Below are 21932 nucleotides of genomic sequence, written 5' to 3'. Positions count from 1 at the left end.
TAGCGCGACTGCAACGCTAGCACCACCGTTGCTAGCGTTGCAAGCGATCAAAGCAGCTTCCACGCGATGTAAACCAGCGTCAGCGCGATCACCCACAGCGCCAGCCGGCCCGAGCGGGTGTAACGGGCTTCGGCCTTGCCGATGGCGCGCGATGTCGCCTCGTCGAAGCGGAGGCCGTGCTCCGCCATAAAATCGATCTCGCGCGACAGCCGCTCGGTGCGGGCGGCAAGATCGGGCGCCTGGCGGGCCAGCGCCAGCAGCGCCTTGGCGCCGTCGCGCGCGTCCATCAGCAGGCCGCTCGGCCCGAGATTGCCGGTGATCCACTGGCCGACCACCGGCTCGGCCGTCTTCCACATGTTGAAGGCCGGGTCGAGCGTACGCGCGACGCCCTCCACCACCACCATGGTCTTCTGCAACAGGATCAGTTCCGACCGCGTGGCCATATCGAACAATTCGGTGACCTCGAACAGCAGCGTCAAAAGCTTGGCCATCGAAATGGTCTCGGCCGGCTGGCCGTGGATCGGCTCGCCGATGGCGCGGATCGCCTGCGCGAAAGCCGCGACATTGTGCTGGCGCGGCACGTAGCCGGCCTCGAAATGCACCTCGGCGACGCGCAGATAGTCGCGCGTGATGAAGCCGTAGAGGATTTCGGCGAGGAACCGGCGCTCCTTCTTGCCGAGCCGTCCGGCAATGCCGAGATCGACGGCGACAATATTGCCATTGGCCTCGACGAACAGATTGCCTGGATGCATGTCGGCATGGAAGAAGCCGTCCCGCAGCGTGTGACGCAGGAACGACTGGATCAGGTTGGTGGCGATCGCCTTCAGATCGTGCCCCGCCGCCGCGAGGCCGGCGATGTCGTTCATCTTGACGCCGTCGACCCATTCCATGGTCAGCACATCGCGCCCGGTGCGCTCCCAGTCGACCGACGGCACGCGAAAGCCCGGATCGTCCTTGGTGTTTTCGCCAAGTTCCGAAAGCGCTGCCGCCTCGAGCCTCAGATCCATCTCGATCTTGGTGGTTTGCGCCAGCGTCTCGGTCACCTCGACCGGCCGCAGTCGGCGCGACGACGGGATGTATTTCTCCTGCAGCCGGGCGGCGAGGAAATAGCTTTCGAGATCCTGAAAGAAGCGGCGGCGCACGCCAGGCCGGATCACCTTCACCGCCACCTTGGTATCGACACCGTCATGCATGGCCTGCGCGGGATGGACCTGGGCGATGGAGGCCGCCGCGACCGGCCCGCCGAACTGCGTATAGAGTTCGCCGATCTTGCGCCCGAGCGAGCCCTCGATCGCCGCCACCGCTTCCGCCTGCGAAAAAGTGTGCATCTTGTCCTGCAGCATGGCGAGGTCGAGCGCCATGTCGTTGCCGACGACATCGGGCCGCGTCGCCAGGAACTGGCCGAGCTTGACGTAGGAGGGTCCGAGCCGGACCACCGCCTTGGCCAGCCGGTCGCTGCGCTCATAAGCGAGTGCGCGGCGGCGGGTGAAGAGCCGGGCCATGCGCCAGCCGAATTTCGGCAGGCCGCCGAGTTCGTCGCCCGGCAATGCTGCGATCACGCCTTCGCGAACCAGCACCCAGCCGGCCCGTGCGAGCCGAAAGGCGGCGCCGACGCTGCTCATCGCCTACCCTGCTGCTGCAAACTGTGGTGCCTCAAAGCTTCCAGCCCGAATGCAGGGCGGCAATGCCGCCGGAATAGTTGCGGAACGACACGCGCCCGAAGCCCGCGCGGGTGATCATGGCAGCAAAGTTCTGCTGATTGGGAAATTTGCGGATCGATTCGACCAGGTAGGAATAGGGTTCGCCCTCGCCCGTCACCATCTTGCCGATCTGCGGAATGGCGTTGAACGACCAGGCTTCGTAGACCTTGTCCAGCAGCGGCATCTCGACCTCGGAAAACTCCAGGCACAGGAACCGTCCGCCGGGCTTCAGCACGCGAAAGGCTTCCGTCAGCGCGACATCGATGCGCGGCACGTTGCGGATGCCGAATGCGATGGTGTAGGCGTCAAAGGTGCTATCGGTGAAAGGCAGTTCCTCGGCATTGGCCTCGACGAAATCGGTGTTGCCGGACAGGCGCTTTTTCTCCGCGCGGTCACGGCCGACGCTGAGCATCGAGCCGTTGATGTCGAGCACCGTGGCATGCGCGTTGCCATGGCTGGCGTCTACAATGCGGAAGGCGATGTCGCCGGTGCCGCCCGCCACGTCAAGCACTTTCCAGCCCGGACGTTTCGGCGGATTGAGCCATGTCACCATGGCATCCTTCCACAGCCGGTGCAGCCCGGCCGACATCAGGTCGTTCATCAGGTCGTAGCGGTTCGCCACCTTGTGGAAAACCTCATTGACCAGAGGCTGCTTGTCGCCTGGCCCTACCTTCTTGAAACCATAGGAGGTTTCCATGCCGCCCGCGGCCGTGGTTCTCTCAACTGACATTATTTTGATCCGTCATAAAACCGGCGGGACCATAGCCGATCGATGGTGCGGGCGCTATTGTTTAAGGCGCGGTGTTCGGCCGCGCTTCCAGGTGGTGGGCTTTACGGCCTGGACTGATGAGACGGGATAACTGCATGCCTTTGAAAGCAGAACTGCACTGCCACATCGAGGGGGCAGCGGCGCCCGAACTCGTCATCCGTCAGGCGCAGAAATACGGCAAGGACACCTCGCTTTATATCCAGAACGGCTCCTTCGTCTGGCATGATTTCACCTCGTTCCTGGCGGCTTATGATTTTTCCGCCGACCTGTTCCGCACCGAGGAGGATTATGCCCGCCTCGCCGACCATTATCTGACCAGCCTTGCCCGCGACGGCGCCATCTATTCCGAGGTCTTCACCTCGCCCGACCATGCCGTCAGGGCCGGCCTGTCGCCCAAGGCCTATACCGATGCGCTCGGCGAAGGCATGCTGCGCGCCAAAGCCAAGACCGGCATCGAGGGCCGCATGATCGTCACCGGCGTACGCCATGTCGGCGTCGAGTCGATCGAGCAGGCGGCGCGCTTTGCGGCGCGCTGCGGAAATCCGCTGGTCACCGGCTTCGGCGTCGCCGGCGACGAGCGCATGGGCGAGATGGAGGATTATGTCAGGGCCTTCGAGATCGCCCGCGAAGCCGGCCTCGGCATCACCATCCATGCCGGCGAGCTGACCGGATGGGAGACGGTGCAGGCCGCACTCGACCATATCCGCCCGTCGCGCATCGGCCATGGCGTGCGCGCCATCGAAAACCCCGATCTGGTGCGGCGCATCGCCGATGAGGGCATCGTGCTGGAATGCTGCCCCGGCTCCAACATCGCGCTCAAGGTCTACGACAGTTTCGCCGATCACCCTTTCCCTGCGCTGCAGGCAGCCGGCTGCAAGGTGACGCTGAATTCTGACGACCCGCCCTATTTCTGGACTTCGCTGAAGCGCGAATACGACATCGCCGCCGAGCATTTCGCCATGAACGAAAAGGCGCTGGCCGCCATCACGCGAACCGCGATCGAGGCGGCTTTCGTCGACAGGAAGACGAAAAGCGCGCTGCTTGCCCGGCTCGATGCGAAGAGGTGAATGGTGAATGGTGAATGGTGAATGGTGAATGGTGAATGGTGAATGGTGAATGGTGAATGGTTTGCCGGCTCTTCGGCCTGTCAACCGCAATGATCGATCCATCGGGACTCGCAAACCTGCTCACTATTCACTATTCACCATTCACCATTCACCATTCACTGGAGCAACCCATGCAGGGCGTCACCGTCGTCGACCACCCGCTTGTCCAGCACAAGCTCACCATCATGCGCAAGAAGGAGACGTCGACCGCCGGTTTCCGGCGGCTGCTGCGCGAGATCTCGCTCCTGCTCGGCTACGAGGTCACCCGCAACCTCGAACTGACGACGACGACCATCGAAACGCCGATGGAAACCATGGAAGCGCCGACGCTGGAGGGCAAGAAGCTGGTCTTCGCCTCGGTGCTGCGCGCCGGCAATGGCCTGCTCGAAGGCCTGCTCGACCTGGTCCCGGCGGCCCGCGTCGCGCATGTCGGCCTCTACCGCGATCACGAAACGCTGGAGGCGGTGGAATATTTCTTCAAGGCGCCGAGCGATCTCGCCGACCGGCTGGTGATCGTCGTCGATCCGATGCTGGCGACCGCGAACTCGGCCATCGCGGCCATCGACAAGCTGAAGGAGCGCGGCGCCACCAACATCCGTTTCCTTTGCCTGCTGGCGGCGCCAGAAGGCATCGAGCGCTTCACCAAGGCGCATCCGGATGTTCCCGTGTTCACCGCTTCCATCGACCGCCAGCTCAACGAGAAGGGCTACATCATGCCCGGCCTCGGCGATGCCGGCGACCGCATGTACGGAACCAAATGACGGCGGCTGGCAAGGCCAGCTGACATCCAGTCGTTTACCGCCCGTTTACGCAAAGCCGCGGTTTCGGGTTGGCGTTAAAGCGGCACACACCATACGTGGGCAAGAATGGGCCTTCACGAAGGTCCATTCATGCTGCGCAAGCTTGTCATTCTGGGCGTGTTCGCCGGAACGTCGGCATCGATCCCGATCGTCTATCAGTCGAATCCGCAGATTCTCGACAACCTGTTGAAGTCGACCGTCGCCGGCAAGCCGTCCGCGCAGCCTCAGCCCGAACTGAACATGGCCTCGGTTCCCGGCAAGCCGGCCGCACCGCTGCCCACTGGGCGCAAAGTATTGGTGGCGGCTGACGAGCGCGGCCATTTCACCTCCGCCTTCAAGCTCAACGGCCGCCAGGTCGACGGCATGATCGACACCGGCGCCACTTTGGTCGCCATTAACACCTCGACGGCGCGCCGCATCGGCATCTCGCTCAACCCGTCGGACTTCAACCAGCAGGTCAACACCGCCAATGGCGCGATCAGGGCCGCCGTGGTCAACATCGATCGCCTGCAGATCGGCAAGATCAGCGTCGACAACGTCCAGGCGGTAGTGCTCGACGACAAGGCTCTGCGCACCAACCTCATTGGCATGAGCTTTTTGCAGCGGCTGGCAAAATACCAGGTCGAAAACGGCACACTGTTACTGGTGCAGTAGCGCGTTCCGCTACCCGCGCGGCAGCACGCGCCGGATGACAGTCTTGTCGGCGGCTGGTTTCGACGCCCCGATCGTATAGGCCGAAAGCACGGCGGCTGCGGCCGCTTCGGCCTCCACTTGCGTGCGGGCGTGGACCAGCGCCAGCGGCTCGCCGGCCCGCACCTCGGCGCCGAGCGGCAGCAGCCTGGTGATGCCGACCGCATGGTCGATCCTGTCGTCCGGCCGCGTGCGCCCGCCACCGAGCCCGACCACAGCAAGGCCGATATCGCGGGTGGCAATAGCGGTGGCAAAACCGTTGCCTGTCGCCTTGACCGCAAACTCCACCGCCGCTTTCGGCAGGTATTTTTCCGGCTTGTCGACGAAATCGGCGGGACCGCCAAGGGCTGCGACCATACGCGCGAAGGCGGCCGCCGCGCGGCCGCCGGCCAGCGTCTCGGCCGCGCGCCTGAGACCGTCCTGATTGGACGACGCCAGCCCTGCCGATTGCAGCATCTCGGCGGCCAGCGCCAGCGTCACATCCTCCAGTCGCTTGTCGCGGAACCTTCCGGTGAGGAAATCGACGGCGTTGCGCACCTCGACCGCGTTGCCGGCCGCCGACGCCAGCGGCTCGTTCATACCGGTGACCAGCGCCGAGGCCTTCAGGCCGGCGCCGTTGGCGATCTCGACCAGGCTGTTGGCCAGTGCTGTCGCGTCGCGCGACTTCTCCATGAAGGCGCCATTGCCGACCTTGACGTCGAGCACCAGCGACCGCAGGCCGGCCGCGAGTTTCTTCGACAGGATAGAGGCAGTGATCAGCGGCACCGATTCCACCGTTCCGGTCACATCGCGGATCGCATAGAGGCGACGGTCGGCGGGCGCGAGATCGGCGGTCTGTCCGATGATGGCACAGCCGGTCTCGAGCACCGTCTTGCGGAAGCGCGCGATATCCGGCTGGCTGATATAGCCCGGGATGGCGTCCATCTTGTCCAGCGTGCCGCCGGTATGCCCAAGGCCCCTGCCGGAGATCATCGGCACATAGGCGCCGCAAGCGGCGACGATCGGCGCCAGCATCAGCGAGACATTGTCGCCGACGCCGCCGGTCGAATGTTTGTCGGTGACCGGACCCGGCAGGTCCGACCAGTCGAGCACATCGCCGGAATCGCGCATGGCGAGCGTCAGCGCCACCGCCTCGTCGCGGTTCATGCCGTTGAAGAACACCGCCATGGCAAAGGCGCCGACCTGACCGTCCGAGACGCTGCCCGAAGTTACGCCGGCGACAAAGGCCGAAATCTCCTGCGCCGACAGTTTCTGGCCATCGCGCTTGCGGCGGATGATTTCCTGGGGAAGCATCAGGCGTCGCCCTTCAGCTCCGGCAACCCATCCTGGAACACATGCGCAAGGATCGTCGCCAGCCGTGCGCCGCCGATCGGCGCCATGTCCTTGGTCTCCTGGTGCGACAGTTCCGCCCCGGTCATCCCGGCGGCGAGATTGGTGATCACCGAACAGGCGGCTACGCGAAGCCCAAGGAAGCGGGCGAGAATGACCTCCGGCACGGTCGACATCCCTACCGCATTGGCGCCCATGACGCGGGCCACGCGGATTTCAGCAGGGGTTTCGAAACACGGACCGGAAAACCACATATAGACGCCCTTGTGCAGCGCCGTCCCTGTCGCCTTCGCCGCCCGTTCGATCGCCGCGCGCAAGCCGGCATCATAGGCTTCGGTCAGGCCGACGAAGCGGCGGTCGCTCGGCTCGCCGATCAGCGGGTTGGAGCCGGAGAAATTGATGTGATCGGTGATCAGCATCACCGATCCAGGCAGCATGTCGGGATCGACCGAGCCGGCGGCATTGGTAAGGATCAGCTTGGTGATGCCGATGCCGGCAAGCACCTCCAGCGCCGGCCGCATCGCCGCAGCAACGCCGTGCTCGTAATAATGGGCGCGGCCGGACAGCATCAGCACCGGCGTGCCGGCGAAAAGCCCCGCGACCACCTCGCCGGCATGGCCAGTCACCCCGCTGCGGGGGAAACCCGGCAGGTCGGCATAAGAGATGCGCACGGCATTCTCGACCTGGTCGACAAGCCCGCCAAGGCCCGACCCCAGCACCATGGCGGTGGTCGGCGCCAACCCGTCCAGCCTTTCGACGAGGTGGTCCAGAGCTTCCTTCATATCAGCCAACTCTCACTTCAAAATGTCGCCACGAAACCCGTAGGGCAGCATGTCGCCCATCGTCACGGTCTCGACCACGCCGGTGTTGTCGCAAAGATAGAGCTTCGTGTCCGGCCGGCAGAATTCCGCCAGCCTTTGCCGGCAGCCGCCGCAGGGCGAGCATTTCGCCATGCGCGAGGCAATGACGGCGATTTCCACAATCTTCCCGCCACCGCCCATGATGTAATGGCCGAGCGCCGTGGTCTCGGCGCACCAGCCTTCCGGATAGGACGCGACCTCGATGTTGGCGCCGGTGAAGACACGGCCGTCTTCGGTGCGCAACGCCGCACCCACCGGAAACTTCGAATAGGGCGCGTAGGCCTTGGCCATGGCCTCCTGCGCGGCTTCGAACAGATCATGCGACATTCAGGTGTTCTCTCCGACGATCGTGGTCAAAACCCGGCCATTTGCGTTTTCCTGGCGCCTTTCGAGCACCAGCCGCATGTTCGACACAGTGCTCCTGGGCGCCCGGATCACCGTTCCTTGACATAAGGCACGCCGCCGGCGCGTGGCGGGATCGCCTTGCCGATGAAGCCGGCAAGCAGGATCACGGTCAGCACATAGGGCAGCGCCTGCATGAACTGCACCGGCACCTTGCCGATCAACGGCAGCGGCGAACCCTGCAGGCGGATCGCCGCCGCGTCGAGGAAGCCGAACAGAAGACAGGCGAACATGGCGTTCACCGGTCGCCATTTGGCAAAGATCAGCGCCGCCAGCGCGATGTAGCCCTTGCCGGCGGTCATGTCCTTCACGAAGCCGCCATTCTGCACCATCGAGAGGTAGGCGCCGGCAATGCCGGTCAGCACGCCGGTGCAGATCAGCGCCCGGTAGCGCAGCCAGGCGACCGAGATGCCGGCGGTGTCGACGGCGGCCGGGTTCTCGCCGACGGCGCGCAGGCGCAGGCCGAAGCGGGTGCGAAACAACACCCACCAGGTGAACGGCACCATGGCGAAAGCGAGATAGACCAGGATCGAATGGCCAGAGAGCAGCTCGGAATAGATTGGCCCGATGATCGGCACGTCGTGGATCGCGGCAGCACCAGGCAGAGTGATGGCCTCGAAACGCTCGCCCGGCTGCAGCGCCGGCGTTCGCCCGCCCTGCTGGAACCAGGCTTGGCCCAGAATGATGGTCGAGCCGGCGGCGACGAAGTTGATGGCCACACCGGAGACGATCTGGTTGCCGCGATGGGTGATCGAGGCGAAGCCGTGCACCAGGGCAAAGGCGACCGACATCACGATCGCCATGCCGAGACCGAGGAAGACCGAATGGAAGACCGAAGCGGCGGCCGCACCTGCAAAGGCGCCGACCAGCATCTTGCCTTCCAGCCCGATGTCGAAAACGCCTGCGCGTTCCGAATAGAGGCCGGCGAGGCAAGCGAGCAGCAGCGGCACCGACAGGCGTATGGTCGAGTCCAGGATCTGCACGATGGCGATGAAGACGTCCATCTCAGGCGCCCTTCCCTTTGACCGCTTCGATGCCGACCGACCTTGGACTGAACGAGGCGAACAGCGCCTGGACGTAGGGCCGGAACATGTGCTCCAGCGCACCGGCAAACATGATGACCAAACCCTGGATGATGACGATCATGTCGCGGGAAATCGCCGGCATTTCGAAGGCAAGTTCGGCGCCGCCCTGGTAGAGCATGCCGAACAGGATCGCCGCCAGCACGATGCCGACCGGATGCAGTCGGCCCATCAGCGCCACGGCGATGCCGACGAAGCCGGCGCCGGAGACGAAATCGATCGCCACATTGTGCTGGTCGCCCATCACCGGGTTCAGCGTCATCATGCCGGCCAGCGCGCCCGAAATCATCATCGCGATGATGATGATGCGGGTCTCCGAAATGCCGGCATAGCGCGCCGCTTTCGGGCTGTGCCCGTAGGTGCGCATCTCGTAGCCGAGCTTGGTGCGCCAGATCAGCAGCCAGACCAGGAAGGCCATGACCAGCGCCAGCAGGAAGCAGATGTTGAACGGCGCCGAGCGGATCTTGGCGCCGAACAGTTCGATGATCCAGTTGAGCTTGGGCAGTTCGGCGCCGGCGAGGAAGTTGCGCGTCTGCGGCGCCTGCGACGCTGCCGGCTTCAACGGCCCGACCAGGAGGTAGACCATGATCGAGGCCGCGATGAAGTTGAACATGATGGTGGTGATGACGATGTGCGACCCGCGCTTGGCCTGCAGATAGGCCGGGATCAGCGCCCACAGCGCACCGACGGCGGCTCCGGCGACGATCGCCAGCGGAAAGGTCAGCCACCACGGCAGCACAGTGTCGAAGGCGAGGCAGACCACGCCCACGCCAAGGCCGGCAATATAGGCCTGGCCCTCGGTCCCGATGTTGAACAGGCCGCAATGCGCGGCCACCGCCACAGACAGGCCGGTGAAGATGAAGGTGGTGGCATAGAACAGCGTGAAGGCAATGCCGGTTCCCTTGCCGAAAGCGCCCTCGACCAGGATGACGGCGGCACGAAACGGGTTTTCGCCGACCAGCATGACGACGAAACCGGCAACGATGAAGGCCACTGACAGATTGATCAGCGGGATCAGCCCATAATCGGCCCAGGCCGGCAGCTTGGCGTAAGGCGTGCTCACTCTGCCGCCTCCTGGCGATCGACGCCTGCCATCAGCAGACCAAGCTCGCCTTCGGTCGCCTCCGGGCCGCGTTCGCCGACGATGCGCCCGGCAAACATCACCAGGATGCGGTCGGACAGCGAACGGATCTCGTCGAGCTCGACCGACACCACCAGCACCGCCTTGCCCTGGTCGCGCATGGCAATCAGCCGCTTGTGGATGAATTCTATGGCGCCGACATCGACGCCGCGTGTCGGCTGGCCGACGATCAGAACACCGGGGTCCTGCTCCATTTCTCGCGCCAGCACGATCTTCTGCTGGTTGCCGCCGGAGAAATTCGCCGTCTTCAGACGCGGATTGCCGGGACGGATGTCGTATTTCTCGATCTTGTCCTTGGCATCGGTCATGATGGCGTCGATGTTGAGGAACGGCCCTTTGAGGTAGCGCGGGTCGTCATGGTAGCCGAGGATCGAATTCTCGTTCTCCTCGAAGGCCAGCACCAGGCCGACATGATGGCGGTCCTCCGGCACATGGGCGAGCCCACGGTCGCGCAACTCGCCGGGATCGGCGGCCCCGGTCAGGTCGATCGGCTTGCCATCGAGCATCACCGAGCCGGAAACCGCGCGCCTGATGCCGGAAATCGCCTCGAGCAGTTCGGACTGGCCGTTGCCGGCGACACCGGCAATGCCGACGATCTCGCCGGCGTGGATATCGAAGGAGATGTCGTCGACCATGGTGACGCCGCGCTGGTCTTTCACCGTCAGGTTCTTGACCGCGAGCTTGACCGCGCCGGCCTCCGTCTCGCCCTTTTCGACCCGCAGCAGCACGCGCCGTCCGACCATCAGTTCGGCCAGTTCGCCGACTGTCGTCTTGCTGGTCTCGCGCGTCGCCACCATCGTGCCCTGGCGCATGACCGAGACATTGTCGGTGATGGCCATGATCTCGCGCAGCTTGTGGGTGATCAGCACCACCGTTTTCCCCTGGTCCTTCAATTGCCTGAGGATGCGGAACAGATGGTCGGCCTCGGCCGGCGTCAACACGCCCGTCGGCTCGTCGAGAATCAGGATTTCGGCACCGCGATAAAGCGCCTTGAGGATTTCCACACGCTGCTGCAGGCCGACCGGCAATTCCTCGATGATGGCGTCGGGATCGACTTCCAGCCCGTATTCGCGCTCGAGCCGCTCCAGTTCGGAGCGCGCCTTGGCGATGCTCTTTTTCAACAGCGCATCGCTTTCGGCGCCGAGGATGATGTTTTCCAGCACGGTGAAATTGTCGACCAGCATGAAGTGCTGATGCACCATGCCGATGCCGAGCGCGATGGCGTCGTTGGAGGTCTTGATCGACGCCGGCTTGCCGCCGACGCGGATCTCGCCGCTGTCGGCCTGATAGAAGCCATAGAGGATCGACATCAGCGTCGACTTGCCGGCGCCGTTCTCGCCGACGATGCCATGGATGGTGCCGCGTGCGATCTCCAGATTGATGTCGCGATTGGCGCGAACGGCGCCAAAACTCTTGTTGATGCCGATCAGTTCGATTGCGGCTTGCGCCATGCAGCCTGTCCCACTCTTATTTTTTTATCGCTTGGTCAAAACGCCTAGCATGATGCCCCACCCGTGCCAATTGGCGGCGCAGTGGCCACTCTCGACAAATCCCGGTGCGCTTGTCAATTTCGAACGTGGCCGCAGACCTTCACATTCACTAATATGCAAGGCTCAACAGTCGCATCATGCTGCAACTGCGTGCACCAGGACCTGGGGAGTTTCGAATGATCATGCCTGTCGACCGGCTGACGACGCTGGAAATCCGCGCCGCCGAGCAGGAAAAGACCATCGAGGAACTGTCGGGCCAGATCGCCGAACAGTGGACGGCGATCGAACGCATGCAGCGCAAGCTCGATGCCCTGACCGGGCGCTTCATGGCTCTGGAGGAACAATCGGCACCCGACGTGCCGATAACCAAACCGCCGCACTGGTAGCAAGGAGAAGCCTATGGCCGGTGAAAGCGACCGCGTTGCGCCGGCGGGCGATTATGTGCTTGGCCTGATGAACGATCGCGACCGCGAACGTGCCGAGCGCGACCTGGAGATCGATCCCGCCTTCCGCGACACGGTGATGCGGCTGGCCGAGCGCATGCATGTCCTCGACCGTGGTGCGCCATCGGGCGGCAGCGATCGCTGGCGGCTGATCTCGCAACGCATCGCCGAACTGCCGCAGATGCGTGTGGTTGGCCAGGACGAAGCGAAGCCGGTGATCGGCAGACTGGAGCGGAAGCCCTATGGCGTCGTCGGCGTGCATTCGCTCGGTGGCCGACGCGGCGCCGTCATCGCCATCGCGCTGATCATGGTATTCGCGCTGGGTTATCTCGTCGGACAGCTATAGGCCGAGTTCGCGCGACATCAGCAGCATCGGGTAGCCGTCCTGCTCAAACGACTCGACCACTGCCCAACCGAGCCCGGCATAGAAGTCTCGCGCCACCCACGTATAGAGGTAGGTCCTCTCCACACCGATCGCGGTTGCATGCGCTTCGATGGCTGCAACCAGCGCGCGGCCGATCCCTTTGCCGCGGTGGTCGCTATCGACGACCAATCCCGCCAGCCAAGGCGTCAGCTCATGCGCGGGTTCAAGTTCGTGGCGAACCAGCAGGCAGGTCCCGACCGGGACGTCCCTTATCCGCGCCAGAAGCGCCGCCTCGAAGCCATCTCCGTTGAGCAACTCGCGAAGCCCGGCGACGTCCTCATTCAGCGTTCTTGCGCTGCCCTCGAAAAAGGCGGCGATGCGCAGTCGCGCCACTGCATCAACATCGCGTTCGGTCATCGGTCCGATGGTCGGCTTCACTCTCGCCTCTCAAGTTGCGGCCCCCGTCAAACCCAAAAACAAAACCGCCGGACTCTCGCCCGGCGGTTTCAACTCTAATGGATACAGATCAATACGGGCAGGCGTTGTCGGCGGTGTAGTCGTGCACCTGGATCGTGCCGGCGATGATGTCGGCCTTGGCCTTTTCGACGGCAGCCTTCATCTCGTCGGTGACCAGCGCCTTGTTGTTGTCGTCCATGGCGTAGTCGACGCCGCCTTCCTTGAGGCCGAGATTTTGCAGGCCGCCCTTGAAGGTGCCGTTCTTGCCGTCCATGAAGGCGGTGTAGACCGCAACGTCGACGCGCTTCAGCATCGAGGTCAGCACCTTGCCGGGCTGCAGGCCGTTCTGGTTGGAATCGACGCCGATGCCGAGCTTGCCGGCATCCGCCGCCGCCTGCAGCACGCCGACGCCGGTGCCGCCGGCCGCGGCATAGACGACGTCGGAGCCCTGGTCGATCTGCGTCTTGGCGATCTCGCCGCCCTTGGCCGGATCGTTCCACGCCGCGGGCGTGTCACCGGTCATGTTCTGGATGACATCGGTCGCACCGGCCGCCTTGGCGCCGCCGACATAGCCGCATTCGAACTTGCGGATCAGCGGAATGTCCATGCCGCCGATGAAGGAGACCTTCTTGGACTTCGAGGCCATCGCCGCCAGGATACCGACGAGATAGGAGCCTTCGTTTTCCTTGAAGACCAGCGAGCGGACATTGGGCATGTCGACGGCATCGTCGATGATGGCGAAGTTGAGATCGGGATATTCCTTCGCGACCACCTTCAGCGCATCCTCCCAGGCAAACCCGGCCATGACGATCGGGTTGCGGCCGTCCTCGGCGAAGCGGCGCAGCGCCTGCTCGCGTTGCGAGGCGTTCGACACTTCGAACTCGACATAGGCGGTGCCGGTCTCGGTCTTGAACTTTTCGGCCCCGTGATAAGCAGCCTCGTTGAAGGACTTGTCGAACTTGCCGCCGAGATCGTAGAGGATGGCCGGCTGGACATCCGCGGCGAAAGCCGGAAGAACCATTGCGGTTGCGGCCAGGAGGCCGAGAACGATACGTTTCATGTGATCCACACCCTGTCGGTTATTTTTTTCCGTTACGCGCCGTCCGCCTGCCCGGTTCTCCGGCAGGCATGCGGCATCAGCCAGGAGTGTACTCCCCTCCCGCTCAAGGCAATCTGGCACGGCCCGAAACAAAATTCACGCGGAATTTTGACCTTTTGGAAAAGCATGCCCCCCGTTGGAAAAACATGCCCAATGCGGTGACAGCTGTGGACGATGGCCGCGTTGTCGTCGCAAGTCCGCCGGCACAACCCATCAGCCCGGCGCGAATTCTCCGCCGCGCCGCCGGCGCCGGTAGCCGATCGCATAGAGGATGAAGGCAAGCACCGCGAACACGGCAAACCCCGGCTGGGCAAGCACCCAGGCGATGCCGCCATCCCATATCACCGGATTGACCTTGGCGCGCACGAAGGTCTCGAAGGCCGCGCGGGTGTCGGGCGAAACCGCCAGCCAGCTCGAATTCAGCGGCGTCATGACCAATGCGGAAGCCGCCACCGAGCGCGTCGCGTCGAGCACGGCCATGATGACGGCGACCGAGAGTGCGATCATGGCCGCGAGGCGAAACAAAAAACGCAACATCGAAAAATCTTCCCCGATCCTCAAGTTCCTCCCGAGGACCTTCCGGTCAAGGCGAGGAATAGAATGCGCACGCCCGGCGTGCAATCGCCATACGCGAATTTGAAGCCTATCGCCCGCCTATATGGAAACCTTTCGGCTCCGCCGATGGACGAGCCAGACGCCGAGGACGCCGCCGCCAATGGCCCCGACCACCAGCCCGGCAAGGCCGATGAACACCGCGAAGTAGCCGCAGCCGCCTTCGAAACAGCTGATGTCGGTGGCTTCGGCGATCCCCGCGCCGAGCGCGAAGCCGGCGACGGCGCCGACGACGGCGCCGAGGGTGATGCCGGCCAGCGCGGCGACGATCGAACTAAAGGCTGACGGTGCCTGCGCTTCCGGCCTTGCATAAAAGGCCTTGGCCTCGTCGCGGCGGCGCAGCAGGTAAATGCAAAACAGGCCGATGACGATTTCGGTGGCGGCGATCGCAAGCTCCCTGGCGGAGACGGTGAAATCGGGCACGGTCAGCGCATAGACCTGCTCGGCCAGCCGCCAGGCGATGGTGGTGATCTGCCAGATGGTGAAATGACGCGGAAAGCGCGCGGAACGGCTTAAGGCGAGGCCGAGCAGATAAAGCCCCCACACGATGGTGACGATGTCGAAGGCCAGTCCGCCAAGCACGAAATAGAAGACCCTGTCCGGTAGGCCGGAACTCTCGAACAGCCACCGAGCCGAGACCAGCCAGTAGACCGACCATGCCATCACGAAGAGGAGCCAGACCACGGGCACGAAGGACAGCCCGCTGTCCGGACGCCCTGCGGGCGTCAGCCCGCCTGGCATGCCTCCGGCCGGCGTTCCGCTGGCCGGCTGTTCATTGCTCGATGTCATGTCGGACGATGCCCCCCGCAAAGCCTCCGCCGCACTCGACAGGTGGCGAGGGGCGAAGTCAAGCGCGGCCGGCCCTGCCGCCTTGCCCGTGCACACCATTCAGAACCGAAGCGCCTTAGAAGCGGAGCCGTTCAACGCCCCGCGAAACGATGCATGGCCGGCAAAGCGAATAGACTGCCGTTATGGCTTGGCATTCGGCGCCGGATCGACTAGATGAGCCCCGCGCCTGTTTGATTGACGGGCGCCGGGAAGGGCATCCGCTGGTTGGCGGTGTCCATCAAGCGGGTCTTCCCGCAAATCCCAAAGGGATGCATCTCCCCAACCCGCGTGGCAAAACCGGCCGGCGCGAATGCAAGGACGGAGAGGTGGCCGAGTGGTTGAAGGCGCACGCCTGGAAAGTGTGTTTACGGGAGACCGTAACGCGGGTTCGAATCCCGCTCTCTCCGCCATTATCAAGCCAATGAAACCGCCTGCGATTTCCCACCCAGCGGGTGCGGCTGACTTTACTTCACATGCTCGCCCTGGGTTCATGGCGGATTGCCGGCTTGCTCGCCAAGCCAGGCTCAGAAATGCCGCGGAGCGATCCGGCGGTCGCCGTCACCTGTTCAACCGCCAGAGTTTCAAAGGCGTAGCCGGACCTCTGTCTTCACTCTTCGTGCCCCATCTGTCACCGTCGCAACCAACGCGTTAGTGCCGCCTGGTGCGGTCTCAGGTCGCAGATGAGGTAATTCCATGAATTATAACGATATCGACCTCAATCTATTGCGGGTCTTTGACGTGATGATGCGGGAAAGGAGCGTGACGCGGGCGGCTACCGAATTGGGCAGAACACAATCAGCTGTAAGCCACTCCCTGTCGAAGCTTCGGTATCTATTGCAGGATGAATTGTTCACCAGAGATGGCGGCGAGATGCGGCCAACTCCCCGGGCAGTTGAGCTGCTGTCGAATATTTCCGCCGCACTCGCAACGATCCGCGCATCGATCGACCGGCATCAGATCTTCAATCCAGCAACGACGCGGCGCAACTTTCGCGTTGGACTTACAGATTATCATGCCATGGTTTTCATCCCGGGCCTCATTCGAGAATTTTCCAGGCAAGCTCCTGGCGCGACGCTGAACGTCATTCCCGCAAACGGACCCGAAATCGGTTCATCGGTCTATCTGAGACAAGTTGACTGCGCGCTGACGGGAGCAGCGATACGCGACGACCCAGGTCTCTTGAAGGTGGAGCTTGGCCAGGACCGATTGTTTTGCGCAGTGTGGAGCGGAAGCAAGATCGCCAGAAGCGCAATGACGCTGGAAACCTATCTGGCCAGTTCCCACCTCCAGATTTCCGCAGATGGCCTGGCGGAAGGCCTCGCGGATGCCGCCCTCAAACAGATGGGTCTTCGCCGCAATGTCGTTGCGACCATCTCGAACTATCCGGTGCTGCCCTGGGCGCTTCGCGGCACTGAACTGATTACCCATTGCGGTGATGCCATCCTGCAAATGCTGGATGAGAGGAGTGAGGTGACGTTGGTCCCGCCACCCCTTCCGATAGCGAATGTGAATGCCTGGCTTATTGTTCACCGCCAGATGGCGAATGACCCGGGAACCAGGTGGCTCCGGGAAATCATCGTGGGAATCTACAACGAATCGCGGAGCAAGAGACACCAAGGCACCGTCGGAGCACCGGGGTCGGCCGTAAAATAGGTCGCGCGCGCTGCTTCACCACTCAACCGCTTTTCAGCTGCGAGTGCTTCGCAACTATGAGCGACGCTCATTTTCACCATGAGAACAATCGATTTGACGAATACTTGGCCTGGAGAGCACATTCCCTTCAACAATAACAGGGGAATGCCGAAATGAGATCAACGTTCAAGGGCCTACTTGCCCTCGCCATCGCGTGCACCGCCTCCTCGGCGTGGTCCGCAACCCTCGACAATGTCAAGAAAAATGGCGTGCTGACCTGTGGCACGAATTCGGCCACGGCTGGCTTCAGCCTTCCCGACAATGAAGGCAAATGGACCGGATTTGTCGTCGATTATTGTCGCGCCGTGGCCGCTGCCGTGCTCGGGGACGCGCAAAAGGTCAAGTTCATCCCATTGACGCCAAAGGATCGCTTCACCGCCTTGCAGTCGGGAGAGATCGACATTCTCGCCCACAACGCAACCTGGACATCGTCCCGCGATACGTCGCTAGGCATACTGTTTGCCGGCACGTATTTCTATGACGGCCAGGGGTTCATGGTGCGCAAGGCGGACAATATCACGTCAGCCAAGGGACTTGACGGCGCATCGATATGCGTCACCCAGGGCACCACGACCGAGTTGAACCTTGCCGACTATTTTCGCTCGCAGTCGATCAAGTACACGACGGTTGGTTTCGCAGACGAGGAAGCTGTAGTGAAGGCTTATGAGGAGGGACGTTGCGACGTCTTGTCCGCAGACACCTCCACCTTGAACGCGTCGCGGCTTCGCATGGCCAAGCCGGACGACAGCATTGTTCTTCCCGAGCTGATCTCCAAGGAGCCGCTTGGCCCGGCCGTGCGGCAGGGTGACGACCAGTGGCTCAATGTGGCGAAGTGGACGCTCTACGTCATGGTGGCCGCGGAGGAATACGGGGTCACCTCCAAGAACGTCGATGCCATGAAATCGTCGGACAACCCCAGCATCCGCCGCTTGCTTGGCGTGGACGGCAGCATAGGCAAGGACATCGGGCTCGGCGATAACTGGCCGGTCGAGGTGATCAAGCAGGTCGGCAATTACGGCGAAGTGTTTGATCGCAATGTCGGCAAGGATTCGCCGCTGAAAATGGAGCGCGGCATGAACGCGCTCTGGAACCAAGGCGGCGTTCAATACGCTCCGCCGATCCGCTAACGCATGTCGCTCAAAAATGGCCCCGGTTTTGAGACACGACATGCATAACGAAGACCCTAAAGCGCGTCGCCTGAGTCCGTTCAATGGCGACGCGCTTTAGGCAAAGGCATGGTTGCAAGGCGCTGGCGTGTTACCGTCAGCGCCTTGCACGGACCCGATAGGAACAGCCCATGTCCCATTTGTCGCTTCCCGCGCCGTCGCGCAGGAGGTTGTCGCTGCACGATACGAAGGTGCGGGGCATCTTCTACCAGCTCTTGCTCGCCGGCTGCCTGCTGGCCTTGGCCCTGGGCATCGGCATGCAGACTGCATCGAATATGCGGGTCCGGGGGATTCCGCTCTCATTCGACTTTTGGAATGAGTCTGCCGGCTTCGACATCAATCAAACCCTGATACCGTACGATGCATTGTCCAGCTACGGTCAGGCGTTCTGGGTGGGAGTGGTCAACACCCTCTACGTCAGTGTCCTCGCAATCCTGTTTGCGACCTTGCTTGGCTTCGTCATCGGCGTTGCCCGCCTGTCGCCGAACTGGATCGTTTCGAAGGTGGCGACCGCCTATGTCGAGCTTGTGCGCAATGTTCCGTTATTGCTGCAGCTGCTGTTCTGGTACAACGCCGTCCTCAAGCCGTTGCCCTCGCCGAAGGCGTCCATCGCCATTCCCGGCGGCATCTACCTCAACAATCGCGGCCTCATCGTTCCGGAGATTCATTTGCATCCGGGAGCGGGTCTGGTGGGCCTGGCATTCGTTGCGGCCATTTCCTGCTGCGTTGCATTCTGGTTTCGCGCCAGGAGCGTCCAGAGACGGACGGGCAGGCAGCTGCCGGTGCTTCTGGTCAGTCTGGCGACCTTGACAGGATTTCCATTGGTCCTTTTCCTGGCGGCTGGCGAGCCGGTCTCGTTCGTCGCTCCGCAGCTGCGGGGTTTCAATTTTCAAGGCGGGCATCAGCTCTATCCGGAGTTTGCCGCTCTCCTGATCGGTCTGTCGGTCTACACCGGTTCATACATCGCCGAGATCGTGCGAGGTGGAATCCAGGCAGTGCCAAAGGGCCAGACCGAGGCTGCGCATGCGCTGGGGCTGGCGCCGGGCAAGACGCTTCGTCTGGTCGTCGTTCCCCAGGCGCTGCGCATCATCATTCCCCCTTTGACAAGCCAGTATCTCAATCTCATCAAGAACTCGTCGCTTGCCGTGTTCATCGGCTATCCCGACCTCGTTCAGATCTTTGCAGGCACGGTGCTCAACCAGACCGGAGCCGCCGTCCAGGTCATGGCGATTACCCTGTCGGTCTATCTCGTTATCTCCCTTGCCACGTCATTGGCCATGAACGCGTGCAACCAACATTTTGCAATCGTTGAGAGGTGACGGGTGAGCGATCAGTCCATGCGTTCGCCAGTTGTGATCAGCGCACTCATACCAGCCATGGCGCCTCCCGCGGACGTTCGACCGGGTCCAGTGAGCTGGATGAAAAAGAACCTGTTTTCGACGCCGTCTTCAGGCGCGCTGACAATATGCTTTGTCCTCCTCGCCGCGTGGCTGCTGCATCACTTCCTGAGCTTTGCGATCTTCAACGCGGTCTGGAGCGGCGGCCACGAAGCTTGCCGTACGAACAGCCAGGGGGCTTGCTGGCCTTTCATCGCCGAGAAGTTCGACTACCTGCGATACGGCGCGTATCCGGTTTCCGAGCGGTGGCGGGTGGACCTTGCGCAGGCGATCGGCGCCATCCTCATCGTTTGGCTCCTGTGGACGAAGGCTCCGCGGCGCAAAGTGGCGGCGTTGCTGTTCTTCCTCGTCTACCCCGTGGCCGCGTTCGTTCTCGTGCGCGGCGTTGCCTGGCTTCATTTGCCTGTCATCGATACGACGCTCTGGGGCGGTCTCTTGATCACGTTGCTGATGTCGATCGTGGGTATCGTCTTCTCGCTTCCGATCGGGGTTATCCTGGCGCTTGGACGCAGGTCGGAACTCCCTTTCGTCAAGACGGTTTGCGTCACGTTCATCGAAGTCGTCCGCGGCGTGCCGTTTATCACAGTGTTGTTCATGGCGAACTTCATGATGCCGCTCTTCGTCCCGGATTATCTGACGCCTGATCGACTGTTGCGCCCGCTCATCGCGATAGCGTTGTTCTCGTCCGCCTATATGGCCGAGGTCGTGAGAGCCGGCCTTCAGGCGATCCCGAAGGGCCAACACGAAGCGGCCAAGGCGCTCGGGATCGGCTACTTCGACATGATGCGCCTGATCGTCCTCCCTCAGGCGTTGACGATCGTCATACCGAGCATCGTCTCGACCTTCATCGGTCTGTTCAAAGACACGACTCTGGTCGCCATCGTCGGAATCGCGGATTTCCTGAAGGCCGTCGAAACGGCACGCGTCGATCCGAATTGGGCAGGCCCGACGATCTCATCAACCGGCTACCTCTTTGCGGGGCTGGTCTACTGGAGCTTTTGCTTCGGCATGTCGCGTTACTCGCAATCTATGGAGCGCCAATTGGCGCGTGGCCACAAATCCTAGGAGGCGATGATGATGCCACAAGCAATGCCCGCGGCAAGGTGACTATCAAATGGCTTGTGCAGACACGCCCGCATCGGCGCTTGGGCAGCGACATATCGCGGGAATAGATTTCGACCAGATCCACGACCGTCAGCAGTTCGGATCCGTCAAATGGGCCAACCAGTGGGACGAGTTCTCGCCTCAGGTCGAGGGCCAGGACCTGCTGTCGCTGTGGACGGCGGATATGGATTTCCGCGCTCCGGAAACCGTCATCGCGCGACTGCGCGAGGCCGCGGAGCATGGCATTTACGGCTACACACGCCGCGATCCGCGCCACTATGAGATCGTGCAATCGTGGTTCGCGCACCGGCACAACTGGTCGCCGAAACTGGAGACCTTGCTTCCCGCGCCGGCGATCATGCCGTCTGTGGCTGCGATACTGCGAACCTTCACCAAGCCCGGTGACGGCGTCATTGTGCAGTCGCCCGTGTACTCGCCCTATTTCGAAGTTGTTCAGGGAAACGGGCGGGTTCTGCTTACGAACCGGCTGAGGCTGCAGAACAACAGATATGAACTCGATCTGGATGATTTCGAGAAACTGGCGGCCGGCGGCGCCAAGGCATTCCTGCTGTGCAATCCTCACAACCCTGCCGGAATGGCCTGGACACGCGAAGAATTGACGGCGCTCAACGACATCTGCGAGCGTCATGGCATCCTGGTCATATCCGACGACATTCACTGCGACATAAGGTTGTCGGATCGCCCCCACATCGTCTTCTCCTCCATCTCGGAAGATGCTGCGGAGAAATCGTTCATCTGCACCGCTCCAACGAAGACTTTCAATCTTGCCGGGGTTCCTTCGGCAACCATTTCGGTAGCCAGCAAAAAGCGCCGCGGGGCGCTTCTTGCCGCAATGCAGGCGTCATTCATGGTGAATGCGAACTTTTTCGGCCGCCTGGCTTTGGAGGTTGCTTACAGCAGCGGCGCGCCGTGGCTCGACCAACTCACGCGCTACATCGCCGGCAACATCGATCTGGTTTGCGAGTTCGCCGGTGAACACCTTCCAGGCATCACGCCCATGCGGCCCGACGCATCGTTTCTGGTGTGGTTGGATGCGTGCGCGCTCGATCGCCGAGTGGGTGGAATTCAGAAGTTCTTTGTCGATCGGGCCGGGGTTAATCTCTACGATGGCCGCGTCTATGGGCCTGGCGGCGAAGGCTTCATCCGCCTGAATGTCGGCTGCCCGCGTCCTCTGTTGCGCCAAGGACTGGAACGCATGTCCAGCGCGCTGGCATCCCTGTGATCGAGCGCCAGGGTGCTTCGGATGCGAGCCTGGTACTTGATGCCGGCAGCCGGTAAGGAAACGTCCAGGGCCGACGAGCCGGATGACCGCAAGTCCGGATTCCATAGACCTCGGCAGCCTTGCCGGACACGACGCTCAAGCCAGGGTCGACATGTCCAT

General features: G+C 62.6%; 22 protein-coding genes and 1 tRNA gene. 11 read left to right on the top strand and 12 right to left on the bottom strand.

Features of this window, described 5'->3' with window-relative positions; translation table 11 throughout:
- Positions 1 to 47: 47 nt before the first annotated feature.
- Positions 48 to 1622 (bottom strand): 2-polyprenylphenol 6-hydroxylase, encoded by a 1575-nt coding sequence (gene ubiB, locus X751_RS157140; RefSeq protein ID WP_023744159.1) that lies wholly within the window; start codon positions 1620 to 1622, stop codon positions 48 to 50.
- A gap of 31 nt (positions 1623 to 1653) precedes the next feature.
- Entirely contained in the window at positions 1654 to 2430 is a 777-nt protein-coding gene (ubiE, locus tag X751_RS157145; protein WP_023700991.1) for a bifunctional demethylmenaquinone methyltransferase/2-methoxy-6-polyprenyl-1,4-benzoquinol methylase UbiE, read from the bottom strand.
- Positions 2431 to 2564: 134 nt separating this feature from the next.
- Between ubiE and X751_RS157150 the strand changes: the two genes are divergently transcribed.
- The 3 genes from X751_RS157150 to X751_RS157160 all read left to right on the top strand — a co-directional run bounded on the left by X751_RS157150 (position 2565) and on the right by X751_RS157160 (position 5029).
- Positions 2565 to 3536 carry an adenosine deaminase gene (locus X751_RS157150; RefSeq protein WP_023695615.1) on the top strand — a complete coding sequence of 324 codons (972 nt, stop codon included), beginning with the start codon at positions 2565 to 2567 and terminating at the stop codon, positions 3534 to 3536.
- A 170-nt stretch (positions 3537 to 3706) separates the two neighbouring features.
- Entirely contained in the window at positions 3707 to 4336 is a 630-nt protein-coding gene (gene upp, locus X751_RS157155; RefSeq protein WP_023671129.1) for a uracil phosphoribosyltransferase, read from the top strand.
- Between the two features lie 129 nt (positions 4337 to 4465).
- Entirely contained in the window at positions 4466 to 5029 is a 564-nt protein-coding gene (locus tag X751_RS157160) for a TIGR02281 family clan AA aspartic protease (protein WP_023695614.1), read from the top strand.
- A gap of 9 nt (positions 5030 to 5038) precedes the next feature.
- Here X751_RS157160 and deoA read toward each other — a convergent pair whose 3' ends face one another.
- The 6 genes from deoA to X751_RS157190 form a co-directional block, all read right to left on the bottom strand.
- Positions 5039 to 6358 (bottom strand): thymidine phosphorylase, encoded by a 1320-nt coding sequence (deoA, locus tag X751_RS157165; RefSeq protein ID WP_023744158.1) that lies wholly within the window; start codon positions 6356 to 6358, stop codon positions 5039 to 5041.
- A complete protein-coding gene (locus X751_RS157170) occupies positions 6358 to 7176 on the bottom strand; it encodes a purine-nucleoside phosphorylase (RefSeq protein WP_023744157.1) in 819 nt (272 codons plus the stop codon). Before X751_RS157170 ends, deoA begins: the two co-directional genes overlap by 1 nt.
- A gap of 12 nt (positions 7177 to 7188) precedes the next feature.
- On the bottom strand, positions 7189 to 7581 hold the full coding sequence (cdd, locus tag X751_RS157175) for a cytidine deaminase (RefSeq protein ID WP_023683183.1): 393 nt from the start codon (positions 7579 to 7581) through the stop codon (positions 7189 to 7191).
- Between the two features lie 107 nt (positions 7582 to 7688).
- On the bottom strand, positions 7689 to 8660 hold the full coding sequence (locus tag X751_RS157180) for an ABC transporter permease (RefSeq protein WP_023744156.1): 972 nt from the start codon (positions 8658 to 8660) through the stop codon (positions 7689 to 7691).
- A gap of 1 nt (position 8661) precedes the next feature.
- On the bottom strand, positions 8662 to 9801 hold the full coding sequence (locus tag X751_RS157185) for an ABC transporter permease (protein WP_023744155.1): 1140 nt from the start codon (positions 9799 to 9801) through the stop codon (positions 8662 to 8664).
- Positions 9798 to 11330, bottom strand: coding sequence for an ABC transporter ATP-binding protein (locus tag X751_RS157190; RefSeq protein WP_023698756.1), 1533 nt, complete (start codon positions 11328 to 11330; stop codon positions 9798 to 9800). Before X751_RS157190 ends, X751_RS157185 begins: the two co-directional genes overlap by 4 nt.
- A 218-nt stretch (positions 11331 to 11548) precedes the next feature.
- On the opposite strand from X751_RS157190, the gene X751_RS157195 reads away from it, so the two are divergent.
- Together X751_RS157195 and X751_RS157200 are read left to right on the top strand one after the other, a co-directional pair.
- Positions 11549 to 11755, top strand: coding sequence for a SlyX family protein (locus X751_RS157195; RefSeq protein WP_196813821.1), 207 nt, complete (start codon positions 11549 to 11551; stop codon positions 11753 to 11755).
- A 13-nt stretch (positions 11756 to 11768) separates the two neighbouring features.
- The gene (locus X751_RS157200) at positions 11769 to 12158 is read left to right on the top strand and encodes a hypothetical protein (RefSeq protein ID WP_023744154.1); all 390 of its coding nucleotides are present in this window, start codon (positions 11769 to 11771) and stop codon (positions 12156 to 12158) included.
- Here X751_RS157200 and X751_RS157205 read toward each other — a convergent pair.
- The 4 genes from X751_RS157205 to X751_RS157220 form a co-directional block, all read right to left on the bottom strand.
- Positions 12153 to 12614 carry a GNAT family N-acetyltransferase gene (locus tag X751_RS157205; protein ID WP_023744153.1) on the bottom strand — a complete coding sequence of 154 codons (462 nt, stop codon included), beginning with the start codon at positions 12612 to 12614 and terminating at the stop codon, positions 12153 to 12155. The two genes, X751_RS157200 and X751_RS157205, sit on opposite strands and share 6 nt — an antisense overlap.
- A gap of 88 nt (positions 12615 to 12702) precedes the next feature.
- The gene (locus tag X751_RS157210; protein ID WP_023683177.1) at positions 12703 to 13692 is read right to left on the bottom strand and encodes a BMP family ABC transporter substrate-binding protein; all 990 of its coding nucleotides are present in this window, start codon (positions 13690 to 13692) and stop codon (positions 12703 to 12705) included.
- A gap of 252 nt (positions 13693 to 13944) precedes the next feature.
- Positions 13945 to 14268 carry a hypothetical protein gene (locus X751_RS157215; RefSeq protein ID WP_023744152.1) on the bottom strand — a complete coding sequence of 108 codons (324 nt, stop codon included), beginning with the start codon at positions 14266 to 14268 and terminating at the stop codon, positions 13945 to 13947.
- Between the two features lie 117 nt (positions 14269 to 14385).
- The gene (locus X751_RS157220) at positions 14386 to 15132 is read right to left on the bottom strand and encodes a hypothetical protein (RefSeq protein ID WP_023744151.1); all 747 of its coding nucleotides are present in this window, start codon (positions 15130 to 15132) and stop codon (positions 14386 to 14388) included.
- A 359-nt stretch (positions 15133 to 15491) separates the two neighbouring features.
- Between X751_RS157220 and X751_RS157225 the strand changes: the two genes are divergently transcribed.
- The 6 genes from X751_RS157225 to X751_RS157250 all read left to right on the top strand — a co-directional run bounded on the left by X751_RS157225 (position 15492) and on the right by X751_RS157250 (position 21773).
- Positions 15492 to 15581: transfer RNA gene (locus X751_RS157225), tRNA-Ser, on the top strand.
- A 283-nt stretch (positions 15582 to 15864) separates the two neighbouring features.
- Positions 15865 to 16824, top strand: a complete 960-nt coding sequence (locus X751_RS157230; protein ID WP_023686474.1) for a LysR family transcriptional regulator — start codon at positions 15865 to 15867, stop codon at positions 16822 to 16824.
- A gap of 152 nt (positions 16825 to 16976) precedes the next feature.
- Positions 16977 to 17990, top strand: coding sequence for an amino acid ABC transporter substrate-binding protein (locus X751_RS157235; protein WP_023686475.1), 1014 nt, complete (start codon positions 16977 to 16979; stop codon positions 17988 to 17990).
- Between the two features lie 170 nt (positions 17991 to 18160).
- On the top strand, positions 18161 to 19348 hold the full coding sequence (locus tag X751_RS157240; protein WP_023744150.1) for an amino acid ABC transporter permease: 1188 nt from the start codon (positions 18161 to 18163) through the stop codon (positions 19346 to 19348).
- An 18-nt stretch (positions 19349 to 19366) separates the two neighbouring features.
- Positions 19367 to 20491 (top strand): amino acid ABC transporter permease, encoded by a 1125-nt coding sequence (locus X751_RS157245; protein WP_031246975.1) that lies wholly within the window; start codon positions 19367 to 19369, stop codon positions 20489 to 20491.
- A gap of 49 nt (positions 20492 to 20540) precedes the next feature.
- Positions 20541 to 21773 (top strand): MalY/PatB family protein, encoded by a 1233-nt coding sequence (locus X751_RS157250; protein WP_050592348.1) that lies wholly within the window; start codon positions 20541 to 20543, stop codon positions 21771 to 21773.
- Positions 21774 to 21932 lie beyond the last annotated feature (159 nt).

The sequence above is a fragment of the Mesorhizobium sp. LNJC394B00 genome (assembly GCF_000502555.1).
Taxonomy (GTDB): domain Bacteria; phylum Pseudomonadota; class Alphaproteobacteria; order Rhizobiales; family Rhizobiaceae; genus Mesorhizobium.
This window is presented reverse-complemented; position numbering and strand designations above follow the sequence as displayed.